The organism is Streptomyces sp. NPDC094032 (assembly GCF_040303965.1).
Taxonomy (GTDB): domain Bacteria; phylum Actinomycetota; class Actinomycetes; order Streptomycetales; family Streptomycetaceae; genus Streptomyces.
Genome location: NZ_JBEOUE010000028.1, coordinates 73321 through 86483, shown reverse-complemented (window position 1 = coordinate 86483; position 13163 = coordinate 73321). Strand labels below are relative to the sequence as shown.

Sequence of the window (13163 nt, the reverse complement as noted above, 5' to 3'; positions counted from 1 at the left end):
CGCCTGCCGCCCGGCGACCGCAAGGCCTGGCTGGACGAAACACTCACCCGCGCCCGCGCCTACGCCACGGCCGGCGCGGACGGCATCTTCGTCCTGGGCACACCGGATGCCGAGACGGTCAGGACGCTCGTGAGTGCTCAACCTCTTCCGGTGAACGTCCTGGCCGGCCCCGGCACCCTGCCCGTGTCCGAGCTCGCCGAGGCGGGAGCCGCCCGCATCAGCGCGGGATCCTCCATCGCCGAGGCAGCATACGAACTGGTCCGCCGGGCCGCGCGCGAACTGCTGGAGCAGGGCACGACGACCTCGCTGGAGGGCGGATTCGACTACACCACCCTCAACGCGCTGCTCCTGGCCGAGCCCGCGCACTGAGACGCGGTTCAGGATCCCGTTGATCACCTCGCGGTGATCGGTGCAACGTCACTCGTCGCTTGTCAGATCGCCCCGCCCCACAAGCGAACGCAATGATCCAGGAACGAGGCGGCCATGTGATCCGCCGGACAGGCCCTAGGCGCCCGCGCCCGCGTCCGCCAGCACCGCGCGCAGTCGCAGCACCCCCGCCTTCCACTCCTCCCCGCCGGACTCCTCCCACAACTCCCGCAGCTCGGAGTCCTCGCCGAGGACGCGGTCGAGCGCGGCGACGGCGAGGGGGCGGAGGGTGGCCGGGAGGGGCGGTATGGCCTCCTTCGGGCCGTACGACGTGGTGACGGGGTCGCCGCCGGGGCACTGCGCGGCGACGAGCGCCGCTGCGGCGACGGCCTCGACGGCGAAGTCCGAGTCGAGGAAGTCGTCCTCGTTCTCGGTGACCTCGCGGAACGCGACGAGGAGCACCGCAGCCTTGTCGTCCGCGGCGGCCTCGTCGACCCGGTACGAGAAGTCGGCGGCGCTGTCGTTGTCGAAGGGGCCGATGTCCCAAGTACCCATGCTGTGCTCGCTCATTCTCTCCGTGCCGGCGGTCCCGACTGGCTGCTTCACATGCTGGCACCCACCACTGACAACGCCGTGGCTCGGCGAGTGATCCGGGTATCCTCATGGCGCTCTTCGCCCTGTGGTTCGGGACGGAGTTCATCCTGAGCCCGGAGGCGATGGCGCCGGGCTTCGGCCTGCCGAGCTGGCCGTCCGGCGACGGTGGCGGCTTCCTGATCGTCAAGGGGATCCGTGACGTCTTCATGGCCCTGGGTCTGGGCGTCCTGCTGGTGACGGGCCACCGCCGGGCGCTGGGCTGGGTGTTGCTGGTGGAGGCCTTCGTCGCGTACGGCGACATGACCACCGTGCTGGTCCATCAGGGCTCCGTGGCCACCGCGCTCGGCGTCCACGGCCTGACCGCGACGCTGATGGTGGTCAACGGCCTCCTGTTGCTGCGTGAGACTCGCAGGCGCGGGGCTCGTGGGTGACGAGCGCCTGGCCGCACTCGAGGCCTCGCCCTTGGCGGGTGCCGGCCGGAGATCCCGACTCCGCCGCCCGCGGTCTCCCTCGCGACTCGTCGTAACCGACCTCGTATCTGACCTTCCGTCAGATTGGAACGTGTTCTAGTCTGCCGTGCCATGGGCATCGCCATCACGCACGAACAGCGGGAGCTCGCCCGATCCGTCCGCGGCTGGCTCACCCGCGCCGTACCGCCCGAGGACGTACGCAAGCACCTCGACGCGCCAGGGGGTGCGGCGGGCAGGCCGGCGTACTGGGACGGGGCCGCGGCGCAGGGGCTCCTGGGCATCCATCTCCCCGAGGAGCGCGAGGGCGGGGGCGGCGGGGATCTCGTCGACCTCGCCGTGGTCCTGGAGGAGGCCGGGCGGGCGCTGCTGCCGGGCCCGTACCTCCCCACCGTCCTCGCCGCCGAGCTGCTGCACCGCGCCGGGCGCGGGGAGGACGCCGGCGCGCTCGCCACGGGGGAGCGGACCGGGGCCGTCGCCCTGGGGCCGGGCACCCTGACCGCCGCGCCCTCGCACACGGCGGACGGGTTCGTCCTGGACGGGCTCGCCCCGCCGGTCCTCGGGGCCGCTCAGGCCGACCTGCTGATCCTCTCCGCGCGCGCCCCGCACGGCACCGTGTGGCTCGCGGTGGACGCCGACACCCTCTCCGTACGCCCGCATGAGAGCGCCGACCCCACCCGGCCGACGGCCGAGGTCGCCGCCGACGGGGTACTGGTGCCCGCGAGCCGGATCATGGGCGGCGTGGACGCGGCCCTCGTCGCCGACCTCGCCGCCGTCCTCTTCGCCGCCGACGCCTGCGGAACGGCCGCCCGGGTCCTCGACCTCGCAGCCGAACACGCCAGGACCCGCGTGCAGTTCGGGAAACCGATCGGGCAGTTCCAGGGCGTCAAGCACCTCTGCGCCGACATGCTGGTCCGGCTTGAGCAGGCCCGTGCCCTGACCTGGGACGCCGCCCGCGCGGCGCGCGAGGACGCCGACGACGTCCGGTCGCTCACCGCCTCGCTCGCGGCGGGCGCCGCGCTCGACACCGCGTACGGACTGGCCAAGGACTGCATCCAGATCCTCGGCGGCATCGGCTTCACCTGGGAGCACGACGCCCACCTCTACCTGCGCCGCGCCCTCGTCGCCCGCCAGCTCCTCGGCTCCGGCGACACCCACCGGCTCGCCGCCGTACGCCACGCCGCCACCGGCACCCGGCGCGAACTGCGCCTCGAACTCCCGGCGGAGGCCGAGGCGTTCCGCGCGGCGGCCCGGGAGGCGCTGGCGCCCGCCGTGGGGCTCGACCCGCGCGCCGCCCGGCGCGCCCTGGCCGGCACCGGCTACGCGGCCCCGCACCTCCCCGCGCCGTACGGACTCGGGGCGGGACCGGTCCAACAGCTCGCCGTGCAGAGGGAGATGGAGGCGGCCGGGGTGCGGCTCAGCCCCCTCTCCATCGCCACCTGGGTGGTCCCCTCCCTCCTCGCGTACGGGACCCCGGCCCAGCAGACGGCCCACCTGGCGCCCACCCTGCGCGGCGAGCAGCAGTGGTGCCAGCTCTTCTCCGAGCCCGAGGCCGGATCGGACCTGGCCTCCCTCCGTACCCGGGCGGAACGGACCGACGACGGGCGGGGCTGGCGGATCAACGGCCAGAAGGTGTGGACCAGCGCCGCCCAGTGGGCCGACTACGGCATCCTCCTCGCCCGCACCGACCCCGAGGCGCCCAAGCACAAGGGACTCACCTACTTCATCGTCGACATGAAGAACACCCCCGGCATCGATATCCGGCCGCTGAAGGAGATCACCGGGGAGTCGCTCTTCAACGAGGTGTGGTTCGACGACGCCGTGCTGCCCGCCGACGCGGTCGTCGGCGAGGTCGGCGGCGGCTGGAAGGTCGCCCGCAACACCCTCGGCAACGAACGCGTCCACATGGCCGACCAGGTCGCCTTCGACACCGGCCTCGAAGCGCTCATCGACCGCGCGGCCGACGAGGACGGCGCCGTACGGGCCCGGATCGGGCCCCTCGTCGCCGAGGCGCACGCCCTGGCCTGCATCGGCCTGCGCACCACCCTGCTCCAGGTCTCGGGCCTCGAACCCGGCCCCGGGGCCAGCGTCCGCAAACTCGTCCAGACCGTCCACCAGCAGAAACTCGCCGAACTCACCCTCGAACTCCTCGGCGCGCGCGGCGCGCTGCGGGAGGGGCCGGGGGAGCGGGCCGTGCACGGACTGCTGATGTCGCGCTGCCTGACGATCGCGGGCGGCACCACCCAAGTGCAGCTGAACGTCGTCGCCGAGCGCCTGCTCGGCCTGCCGCGTGACTGAGAGACCGAGAGACCGAGACTGAGGGAGTGGCTTCGATGACCGCGAGGAAGTCGTACATCGTCGGTGTGGGCATGACGAAGTTCGAGAAGCCGGAGACCCGGGACTGGCAGTACTGGGACATGGCGAAGGAGGCCGGCACCGCCGCCCTGGCCGACGCCGGCATCCCGTACGGGCTCGTCGAACAGGTCCCGGTCGGGTACTGCTTCCAGGCCTCCACGGCCGGACAGCGCGCGGTGTACGAGCTGGGCCTGACCGGCGTACCCGTCTACAACGTCAACAACAACTGCGCGACCGGCTCCTCCGCCCTGATGATGGCGCGGCAGCTCGTCGAGGGCGGCATCGCCGACTGCGTCCTGGCGCTGGGCTTCGAGAAGATGGCGCGCGGCGCGCTGGGCGGCGGCTCGGACGGCGGCGACTTCAAGACCTCGCCGGTGGCGCGGCACTACGGGATCATGGCGGCCGGGCACGGCTTCGAGATGTCGCCGCCCACCGCCCAGATCTTCGGCGACGCGGCGCGCGAGCACATGGACCGCTACGGCACGACCGAGGCGCAGCTCGCGGCGGTGGCCGCCAAGAACCACCGGCACTCGTCGCAGAACCCCAACGCGCAGTTCCAGGACGTGTACACGGTCGAGGAGATCCTGGCGGCGAAGACCATCCACCGCCCGCTGACCAAGCTCCAGTGCTCGCCGACCTCGGACGGCGCGGCGGCGGTCGTCGTCGTCTCCGAGCGCTTCGTGGCGGAGCACGGCCTGCGCGACCGGGCGGTGGAGATCGCCGCCCAGGCCATGACCACCGACACGGAGGAGTCCTTCGCCTCCGGCACCTGCATCGACGTCGTCGGCCGCCCGATGTCGCGGGCGGCGGCGCGGAAGGTGTACGAGGCCTCCGGCCTGGGCATCGAGGACGTCGACGTGATCGAACTCCACGACTGCTTCTCCATCAACGAGCTCCTGACGTACGAGGCGCTGGGCATGTGCGAGGAGGGCGCCTCGGGCAAACTGGTCGAATCGGGCGCGACGACGTACGGCGGCCGCTGGGTGGTCAACCCCTCCGGCGGCCTCATCTCCAAGGGCCACCCCCTCGGCGCGACGGGCCTGGCCCAGGCGGCGGAGCTGGTGTGGCAGTTGCGCGGCGAGGCGGGCGGCCGGCAGGTGCCGGGCGCGGAGGTGGGGCTCGCGCACAACATCGGGCTCGGCGGGGCGGCGGTGGTGACGCTGCTGCGCAGGTCGTAGGGGTTTCCCGATGTACGGGTCGGGGCTGTTCTGCGACCATGACGCCCATGCCGCGAACCGACACCAGTACCCCGACCCCCACCTCCGACCCCCTCATATCCGGGCGGAACCCACGCCTGTGGCTCGTGCTCCTGATCGCGTGCGCGGGCCAGTTCCTCGTGGTGCTGGACGTGTCGGTGGTGAACGTGGCGCTGCCGTCGATGCGGACGGACCTGGGCCTGACGGCCTCGGGCCTCCAGTGGGTGGTGAACGCCTACTCGATCGCGTTCGCGGGCTTCATGCTGCTGGGCGGCCGGGCGGCGGACCTGTTCGGCCGCAAGCGCATGTTCGTGGTGGGCCTGAGCCTCTTCACGCTGGCCTCGGTGGCGGGCGGCCTGGCCCAGGAGGGCTGGCAGCTCCTGGCCGCCCGCGCCGTCCAGGGCCTGGGCGCGGCGATCCTCTCCCCCTCCACGCTCACCCTCCTCACCGCCGCCGTCCCGCCGGGCCCGGCCCGCACCCGGGCGGTCGGCACGTGGACGGCGGTCGGCGCGGCCGGCGGCGCGGCGGGCGGCTTCGTGGGCGGCGTCCTCGTCGACCTGCTCTCCTGGCGCTGGGTCCTGCTGATCAACGTACCGATCGGGGCGCTGGTCCTGGTCTGTGCCTGCCTGTGGCTGGGGGAGAGCCGGGTGGGCGGCGGCAACCGCCTCGACCTGCCCGGCGCGGTCCTGGTGACGGGCGGCCTGGCGACCCTGGCGTACGGCATCGTGCAGACGGAGGAGTCGGGCTGGACCGCCCCGTCGACGCTGCTCCCGCTGGCGGCGGGCGCGCTCGTCCTGTCGACGTTCGTCTGGTGGGAGACCCGCGCGTCGTCCCCCTTGATGCCCCTGCGCGTCTTCCGCACCCGAGCGGTGTCGGCGGCGAACGCGACGATGGCGCTGTGCGCCTCGACGACCTTCGGCTCGTGGTTCTTCATGACGGTCTACGCCCAGAACGTCCTCGGCTACACGCCCCTCCAGGCGGGCCTGGCCCTGGTCCCCAGCTCGGTGAGCGTCATCGCGGGCTCCAAACTGGCCCCCCGCCTGCTGCCCCGCTTCGGCCCGCGCACGGTCGCGGTGACGGGCGTCCTGATCGCGGCGGCGGGCTTCGCCCTCCAGTCGACGATGACCCCGACCGACCCGTACGCGACCGGCATCCTGATCCCGGGCGTGCTGATGATGTTCGGCATAGGCATCGGCTCCACTCCCCTCGCGATCCTGGCCACCACGAGCGCCCCACCCGCCGAAGCGGGCCTGGCCTCCGGCCTCATCAACACCTCCCGCACGATGGGCGGCGCCCTGGGCCTCTCGATCCTCTCCACCGTCGCCGCCACCTGGCTCACCGACCCCCCGACCCCCACCTCCCTGACCGCAGGCTACGCGGCGGCATTCCGGGTGGGGGCGTGCGTGCTACTGGCGACGGCGACGCTGATGGCGGTGTGGCTGCCGGGGCGGGAGCGGAAGGGGTGAGGGGTTCGCGGGCGAGCTTTTCTGGCCGGATCGCTCGCCTGCTGCTCCAAGTTCCCCGATTTTCAACTGAGTTGACATGCGAGATGGCGTGAATTAGTTGCCGCCCGGACAGTGGAACCCTCAGATCTTGATCAATTCAAGTTGACTGGGCCGTGGTGCATGCATCTAATGATGCCTCGGCTGCCCTCGACCGGCAGCCTGTTAATTCCGTGGGGGGATTACATATGGCTACACGCCATTCTTCTGTTTCGCGCAGTCGACTTGCCGTTAGTGTATTGGCCGTGTCGCTGGTCGCCGGTTCGGCCGTGGCTCTGCCTGCGGTTCAAGGAACTGCCACCGCGTCGGCCGCGGAATGTGCAACGCACATTCCCACCTATCTGGTAGAAGCTGTCCCTGGCAATATCAGTCGCCCGGTCAATCCGCCGGCGAATCCGGCGCCCAAGGTGATACGCAAGTACATCGACTGGAGTCCTTACGACGGAAACAAGGAAGCCGGAATTCTCGACACCGGAGTAACGGGCCAGCTTCCGGGCAGTAGCCAGGTCTTCGGCGGCGAGGACGGGGTGATCTACGAGATCACCCAGGATGGCCTGCTCAAATCCTACAAGGACAACTCGGATACTGGGGGCGCGCTCCTTACTCCTTTCAGGAGCTACGGGAGCGGGTGGAGCGGATACTCCAGGGTTTGGGTGCTCGGGGGGAGGATATTCGCCTTCTCGCACACCACTGGCTCGGTAAGCGTGTTCGATGAACGTAAGGCCTTCAATAACGGTTGGTACCAGAAGGAGTTCGCCGAGAAGATCCCGGCTACGGATCAGGCGGCCGTCGCCATCGCGTCGGCGCAGAGCGTCTGGGGGACGGGGAGCCAGGTATTCACTCTGGCCAATGGTCAGATCAGGCAGTGGAACTTCAGCATCGAGTACGTCGGCCCCAGCGCGATCGCGCCCAGGCTCTCCGGCGGCGAGGTCATCGCGGCCGACCTGCCGACAGCGGTCAGCGCGTGGAGCCCCGCACTCGGCGTCGTCTACACGAACTCGGGATCGCGGGACTACAGCGGAATCGTCAAGAGCTACGCCGGATCGCCCCTGGCGTCGGCCAACCCCGAGGTCGGCGTGGGACTGTACGGCACCATGCTGCCCGACACGGCGAGCTGTCTCGCAGCGCCGGACCCCGAGGAGAAGCCGAACTTCGGGAACGCGTCCGACGTTCCTCCGGTCGACTTGCCGACCCCGATCGAGGAGACTCCGTCCGACAGGCCGTCCGTCCTGTCGGGCAAGTTCCTTCTCGGCGACGGGAAGCCGGCGGCCGGGCTGACCGTGCAGATCGAACCCAACGACCCCTCGCTGGTGAGCCAGGACGGTACGCCGACGAAGCTGGCGCCCTTGGGTACCGCCACGACGGCGGCCGACGGAACGTGGTCGTTTGCGGTTCCCGACCAGCTGCCGACGGGGCTGCAGCAGGTCGTCGACGCCAACGGCGGAGTGCTGAACGCCACGGCCTCGACCTTCGGATCCACGTCTTCCGGGGTCGAGATGGTCGGGGTGGACCAGGTCACGGCCGCACCCACGCCTCAGCCGGCTGGTGGTGAGGCTCCCGCGGCGCGGACCGCTCTCGCCGTCGCGGCCGAGGCTGAGCCGGCTCACTCGGTTCCGCTGGTTCCCGCCGCCGCGCCGACCGTCGACGCCTCCGACCCCACTGCCGAGCAGCAGCGGTCGACCTATGCCGCGCAGTTCGAAGGGCAGTCGACGTCCCAGGAGGGTGATGGCGACCTGATGCCCAAGTGGCAGGACGACAAGGGTCCCGCTCCCGCCGCGGACTTCGACCCCTACCTTGTCGGGGGCAGAAGTGTTCGCTCGGAAGCGGTTGCTCCCCGAGCGTCGGGCTCGTGCTACAACGTCACCACGAAGGTGTCGAGCTCCATCGCTTACACGACCGTGGGCGAAGCCCACGCCTACTGGGACGCCAAGGCGTCGTTCGAATACAAGACAAAGCTCTCGTCGAGTGTCGATGTCGCTGTCAAGGGCGGATCGAACTGGGCGCTGAGTGGTACGACCACGCTTGGCAGTTCCGTGGGAAGCAGCGCGGGCTTCGCCAACCAGGGGCCGTACTTCGGCAAGCACTGGCGTGTGCCGATCAGCTATGACAAGCAGAAGATCACCAACTACTGCGGAGCCGTCGCGCGGAGCTCCTACCTCCGCATCATCGCGCGCGGTTTCCAGGTTGCTTCGGGCGGCTATGTCGGCATCTTCGGAAAGGACGTTCGCCACGTGGACGGGCCGGCCAGGTTCAAGGCCTACAGCGCGGGCAAGCGGGCGCGTGTACAGGCTGGGGGCACTTATTCCCTGAGCAGCGGGCGTAGCGTGAAGTACGCAGGGGCTGTGTCAGTCATGGGAGTGTCGCTGTCCGCCTCCACGCAGTTCGACGCGGACCACGAGCAGAAGATCGTTGCAGGTACGAGGCGCGGCGACCATTGGATCTGGGGAGCCAAGGGAATGATTGGGCGGAACGAAGGTGCCTTCTACTCTAACTAGGATCGCGGCCCTCTCGCTGCCTCTTCTCTTCTCCGTCGTCGCCTGCGGAAGTGCGGAGAACGCACCTGGCCAAGCGGTCGAGGGTCATGCACTCCAGGACCCCGGTCCTGGAGGCGTGGCAGGGAACGATCACGCGAAGATCGGACAGGCGTGGTGGGCGGCTCTTCCGCTGACCCAGAACGTCTCCTCGAAGCCTCTCGAGATGCTCGACGCTCAGGTCCTCGACCTGCCCAAGGGGCTGAAGATCAGCCGATACGCAGTGTTCAACAGTGAAGAGACGAACGGCATCGGGCTTCTCTTCAGTGACGGAAGCCCGGATTTCCCCGTATCGAAGTACAAGGACTACTCCGACGGTCCCGTCACGCTCGCGCCGAAGAAGGACAGCTTCTTCTACTACTCGGTGCGGTTGGTTGTCACAGGCGAGGTCTCCGGTGAAAGCAGTAGGTGCCGGTACACGTACCGGCAGGAGGGCGTGAAGTACCGGCAGGATCTACCGTGCCGCTTCACGCTGAAACTGGAAGGCAGCGGCGAGTAACGCTGAGCCGCGTGTGAATGGGCCCCGGGACGCCGAGTTCCGGGGCCCATTCGTGCCGCTGTGGTCGGCAGGGGCACGGGAGAGCTACAACCACCCCTGCTGACGGGCCGCCCGGACGGCCTCCATCCTGTTCCGGGTCCCCGTCTTCCCGATGGCGGAGGACAGATAATTTCGCACCGTCGACTCCGAGAGATGCAGCGCCGCCGCGATGTCGGCGATCGTGGCCCCGTCCACCGACGCTCCGAGGGCGTCGCGCTCGCGGGCGGTCAGCGGGTTGGGGCCCGCGCTGAGCGCGGCGGCGGCGAGCGCGGGATCGATGACGGTCTCCCCCCGGAGGACCTTGCGGATCGCTTCCGCCAGGTCCTCGACCGGCCCGTCCTTCACCAGGAAGCCGGCGGCCCCCGCCTCCATCGCCCGCCGCAGATACCCCGGCCGCCCGAACGTCGTCAGGATCAGCACCCGGCAGTCCGGCACCTCGTCCCGCAGCTCCGCCGCCGCGTCGAGCCCCGACCGCCCCGGCAGCTCGATGTCCAGCAACGCCACCTCGGGCCGCGAGAGCAGCGCCGACGCCACGATCTCGTCGCCGCGCCCGACCTGGGCGACGACCTCGATGTCCGGCTCCATACCGAGAAGCAGGGCGAGCGCGCCCCGCATCATCCCCTGGTCCTCGGCGAGGAGCACGCGTGTACGCCGGAGCGGGCGGTGGTCCTGCGGCATCTCGTTCACGAGGAACAGGGTAGGGCGGGTGGCCTGTTGGGGCGCGTCGAGGCGTGGCGCATCCAGGGTGTGCCGTTCGTCGTTGGCAGGGCATGAGCAACACGAGCCACATGAGCCACCCCAAGCGTGCCCTTGCCGCTGTCCTTCTCCTCGCCGCCGGAGCCGCCGGCGCCGCCCTCGGGCCTGCCGGTGCCGCGCACGCCACCCCGGTCCCGGTCCCGGTCGATCTCCCTGGCGGCGGGCTCGTCGGCATGCTGGGGGTGGGCGGTGGAGCGGGGCAGGCCCCGGGCGGGGACGCGCAGAGTGCCGTGGTCGGGGGGAACACGTCCGACCAGAGCATCGGAAGCTAGGGCCCTGCCTCTCTGACGTGTGGTCGGCTCCACCGGATTGCCGCTGTGGTGAGCGGGGGGCGTTCAACCGGTTCAACATGCCCGCCTCTCCTACGGCCTGTGGGGCGCCCGGTGTGTGCCGACCATGAACGGGCGGCGCTCCGACGGCGCCCGTCACGGAAAGGGAGACTCCACGTGCGAAGAACGCTCCAGTCCCTCCTGGCTGTCCTCGCCCTCGCGGCGACCACCGTGCTCGCCGGCGCGGCGACCGCGACCGCGTCCGACCCGCAGACCTTCACCAGCACCCGGTACGGCATCGACGTGGGCCTCTCGGACACGGTGGTGCACCCCGGGGACACCGTCACGTTCACCGCGTCGGTCACGAACCCCGGCCCGTTCTCGCTGTTCGCGGAGTATGACCCCCAGCCCATGGGCACCACCCGTGACACGCTGTTCAGCAGCGTGAACTGCGCGGCGACCGTGGGAACCCACGCCGTCTCGTGCGCCCTCACGGGAGGCAAGCTGCTGGCCTTCTCGGGGCCCCTCATGGTCGGCGAGTCCGCCGCGGCGACCGTTCAGCTGAAGGTCCGTGACGACGCCGCGCTGGGCTCCTACACCTTCAAGCACGCCTCCTACCTCACCCCGCCGTCCTTCGGCTTCACCGTCCGGAAGCCCGAGGCCGACCTGGCCGTGGACCTCAAGGCCTCGGCTCCGCTCCTCCTCGGCAGCCACATCAACTACACCGCCGCGGTGACGAACCAGGGCCCCGGCACCACCGGCGGAGCGACCGTCGTCATGAACGTGCCCCCGGCCACCACCGGCGTCTCCCAGCTGAGCCCGGGCTGCGCGTACGACGCCACGGACCGGCAGGTGACCTGCACGACGGCACAGCTCGCGCCCGGCCAGACGGCCACCCCGGCGTTCCGGGCGAACCTCGGCCTGCTCACTCTCGGGCTGCCCCTGCCCGCATCGGCGACGGTCACCTCCGCCGACGCCACCGACCCGAACCCCGCCGACAACTCCGACTCGGCCGGCTGCGCGGTCGTCACGGGCCTCGTCATCCTCTGCTGAGGACCCCTGAGGACCCCTGAGGACCCCTGAACCCCTGAGGACCCCTGAGGACCCGCTCAGGGAGAGGTCGCGGCCGAGAACACCGTTCCCTCCTGACGCTCGGCAGTACGCCCACACCTCGGGCGCACTGCCGAGTTCGTCTACGCTCTCCGGCCATGGTCCAGACACCGCGTGTGGGCGGCGGCTCCGGCGACCCCTCGGGTGCCTCGTACTCCTGCGTCCACAAGACCGGCCCGAACGCCGCCCCGCACGTCCTGACCACCGCGCCCGTCTACACCCAGAACCTCGGCTACGACCCGGCGGGCGGGCTGATCTGGGGGCTGAACGAGCGGATCAACTCCACGGAGGGTGTGCGGGTGGTGTTCTCCTTCGACCGCGCCTAGGGCGTGGCCAGGGGGCCGGGGGCCGCCCCGGCGGGGACGTCCACCGGCAGCTCCGCCGTCACCCTGAAGCCGCCGCGCGGGCCCGGGCCCGACTCCAGGGTGCCGCCCGCCGCCGCCACGCGCTCGCGCAGGCCCCGCAGGCCGCTGCCCGGGGTGCCGTCGCCCGTGCCGCGGCCGTTGTCCGTGACGGTGAGGCGGACGCGCTCCTCGGTGCCGCCGATGGCGATCTCGCAGCGGGTCGCGCCGCTGTGGCGTACCGCGTTGGTCGCCGACTCGCGCACCACCCAGCTCAGCAGGGCCTCGGTCTGCGGCTCCAGCGGCGGGCCCCAGCGGCGGACGACCGGCTCGATGCCGGCGGAGGACAGGGCGTCGCGCGCCCGGTCCAGCTCCGCGTCGAGGGTGACCTCGCGGTAGCCGGTGACCGCCTCGCGGATCTCGGTGAGGGCCTGGCGGCCGACCGACTCGATGTCCGTGATCTGGGACAGCGCCGCGTCCAGGTCGCGCGGGGCCAGCCGCCGGGCCGCCTCCGACTTCACCACGATCACCGACAGCGTGTGGCCCAGCAGGTCGTGCAGGTCACGGGAGAAGCGCAGCCGCTCCTTCTCGACGGCCGAGCGGGCCAGCTGCTCGCGGGTGGCACGCAGCTCCTTCACCGTCTCGGAGAGGGTCAGCACCGCCGCCGTCACCATGGCCGAGAGAAACGTCCCGTACGCCACACTGATCGCGTCCCACCCCTCCCGCACCCCGGCCACCGTGGCCGCGACCGCGCAGAGCGGCAGGACGACCAGGCCCAGCATCCGGCCGCGCACGACCGAGCCGACGGCCAGGCCGAGCAGCGGGAAGAAGGCCAGGTACGGGCCCGCGTACGCGAGGGTGAGGCCCAGGGTGATCGCGGTCATCCCGCCGAGCAGCCACCAGGTGGCCGCCGCCTCCCGCTTACGCCGGTCGAAGGCGCGGAACACGATCGTGATGTAGAGGGAGTTGAAGGCCAGGACGCCAAGGCCCGCGACCCAGGGGTTGGCGGTCTTGCCCTGGACGAGGTTGGAGACCGCGCCCAGGCCCATCAGCAGCCACGGCAGCAGTGCGAAGCCGTTGGGCGGGCCCATCTGCTCCGGCTCCCGGACACCGCATCGCTCGCGTCGCATGATCCTTC

The 13163-nt window shown here is 71.0% G+C and carries 12 protein-coding genes; 9 read left to right on the top strand and 3 right to left on the bottom strand.

The features are described 5' to 3' along the window. The coding region (locus ABTZ54_RS30265; protein WP_351669207.1) for an isocitrate lyase/phosphoenolpyruvate mutase family protein at positions 1 to 369 on the top strand (369 nt) is incomplete at its 5' end. Between the two features lie 135 nt (positions 370 to 504). Here the strand turns inward: ABTZ54_RS30265 and ABTZ54_RS30260 are convergent. Next, positions 505 to 921: a DUF4259 domain-containing protein gene (locus ABTZ54_RS30260; protein WP_351669219.1), complete on the bottom strand. Its 417-nt coding sequence runs from the start codon at positions 919 to 921 to the stop codon at positions 505 to 507. A gap of 107 nt (positions 922 to 1028) precedes the next feature. Here ABTZ54_RS30260 and ABTZ54_RS30255 point away from each other — a divergent pair, with 107 nt between their 5' ends. From ABTZ54_RS30255 to ABTZ54_RS30230, 6 genes are all read left to right on the top strand, one after another. After that, on the top strand, positions 1029 to 1391 hold the full coding sequence (locus tag ABTZ54_RS30255) for a DUF4267 domain-containing protein (RefSeq protein WP_351669205.1): 363 nt from the start codon (positions 1029 to 1031) through the stop codon (positions 1389 to 1391). Positions 1392 to 1541: 150 nt separating this feature from the next. Next, positions 1542 to 3725 (top strand): acyl-CoA dehydrogenase family protein, encoded by a 2184-nt coding sequence (locus tag ABTZ54_RS30250; protein ID WP_351669203.1) that lies wholly within the window; start codon positions 1542 to 1544, stop codon positions 3723 to 3725. A gap of 35 nt (positions 3726 to 3760) precedes the next feature. Next, entirely contained in the window at positions 3761 to 4960 is a 1200-nt protein-coding gene (locus ABTZ54_RS30245) for a lipid-transfer protein (protein WP_351669201.1), read from the top strand. 38 nt (positions 4961 to 4998) lie between these two features. Next, positions 4999 to 6444 (top strand): MFS transporter, encoded by a 1446-nt coding sequence (locus ABTZ54_RS30240; protein WP_502997340.1) that lies wholly within the window; start codon positions 4999 to 5001, stop codon positions 6442 to 6444. A gap of 281 nt (positions 6445 to 6725) precedes the next feature. After that, positions 6726 to 8975 (top strand): hypothetical protein, encoded by a 2250-nt coding sequence (locus tag ABTZ54_RS30235; protein ID WP_351669197.1) that lies wholly within the window; start codon positions 6726 to 6728, stop codon positions 8973 to 8975. A 115-nt stretch (positions 8976 to 9090) separates the two neighbouring features. Next, positions 9091 to 9510 carry a hypothetical protein gene (locus tag ABTZ54_RS30230; RefSeq protein ID WP_351669195.1) on the top strand — a complete coding sequence of 140 codons (420 nt, stop codon included), beginning with the start codon at positions 9091 to 9093 and terminating at the stop codon, positions 9508 to 9510. An 84-nt stretch (positions 9511 to 9594) separates the two neighbouring features. Here ABTZ54_RS30230 and ABTZ54_RS30225 read toward each other — a convergent pair whose 3' ends face one another. Further along, on the bottom strand, positions 9595 to 10227 hold the full coding sequence (locus tag ABTZ54_RS30225; RefSeq protein WP_351669217.1) for a response regulator: 633 nt from the start codon (positions 10225 to 10227) through the stop codon (positions 9595 to 9597). Between the two features lie 524 nt (positions 10228 to 10751). Between ABTZ54_RS30225 and ABTZ54_RS30220 the strand changes: the two genes are divergently transcribed. Both ABTZ54_RS30220 and ABTZ54_RS30215 read left to right on the top strand, forming a co-directional pair. Then, positions 10752 to 11627: a hypothetical protein gene (locus ABTZ54_RS30220; RefSeq protein ID WP_351669193.1), complete on the top strand. Its 876-nt coding sequence runs from the start codon at positions 10752 to 10754 to the stop codon at positions 11625 to 11627. Positions 11628 to 11782: 155 nt separating this feature from the next. Then, complete coding sequence (locus ABTZ54_RS30215) at positions 11783 to 12010, top strand: hypothetical protein (protein ID WP_351669191.1); 228 nt, start codon at positions 11783 to 11785, stop codon at positions 12008 to 12010. On the opposite strand, the gene ABTZ54_RS30210 is transcribed toward ABTZ54_RS30215, so the two are convergent. Then, positions 12007 to 13155 carry a sensor histidine kinase gene (locus ABTZ54_RS30210; RefSeq protein ID WP_351669189.1) on the bottom strand — a complete coding sequence of 383 codons (1149 nt, stop codon included), beginning with the start codon at positions 13153 to 13155 and terminating at the stop codon, positions 12007 to 12009. The genes ABTZ54_RS30215 and ABTZ54_RS30210 overlap by 4 nt on opposite strands. Between the last annotated feature and the right edge of the window lie 8 nt (positions 13156 to 13163).

Excerpts from the sequence above, each read along its gene's own strand:
- ABTZ54_RS30260 (WP_351669219.1), bottom strand. The coding sequence starts at position 921 with ATGGGTACTTGGGACATCGGCCCCTTCGACAACGACAGCGCCGCCGAC.
- ABTZ54_RS30255 (WP_351669205.1), top strand. The coding sequence starts at position 1,029 with ATGGCGCTCTTCGCCCTGTGGTTCGGGACGGAGTTCATCCTGAGCCCG.
- ABTZ54_RS30250 (WP_351669203.1), top strand. The coding sequence starts at position 1,542 with ATGGGCATCGCCATCACGCACGAACAGCGGGAGCTCGCCCGATCCGTC.
- ABTZ54_RS30245 (WP_351669201.1), top strand. The coding sequence starts at position 3,761 with ATGACCGCGAGGAAGTCGTACATCGTCGGTGTGGGCATGACGAAGTTC.
- ABTZ54_RS30240 (WP_502997340.1), top strand. The coding sequence starts at position 4,999 with ATGACGCCCATGCCGCGAACCGACACCAGTACCCCGACCCCCACCTCC.
- ABTZ54_RS30225 (WP_351669217.1), bottom strand. The coding sequence starts at position 10,227 with ATGCCGCAGGACCACCGCCCGCTCCGGCGTACACGCGTGCTCCTCGCC.
- ABTZ54_RS30215 (WP_351669191.1), top strand. The coding sequence starts at position 11,783 with ATGGTCCAGACACCGCGTGTGGGCGGCGGCTCCGGCGACCCCTCGGGT.
- ABTZ54_RS30210 (WP_351669189.1), bottom strand. The coding sequence starts at position 13,155 with ATGCGACGCGAGCGATGCGGTGTCCGGGAGCCGGAGCAGATGGGCCCG.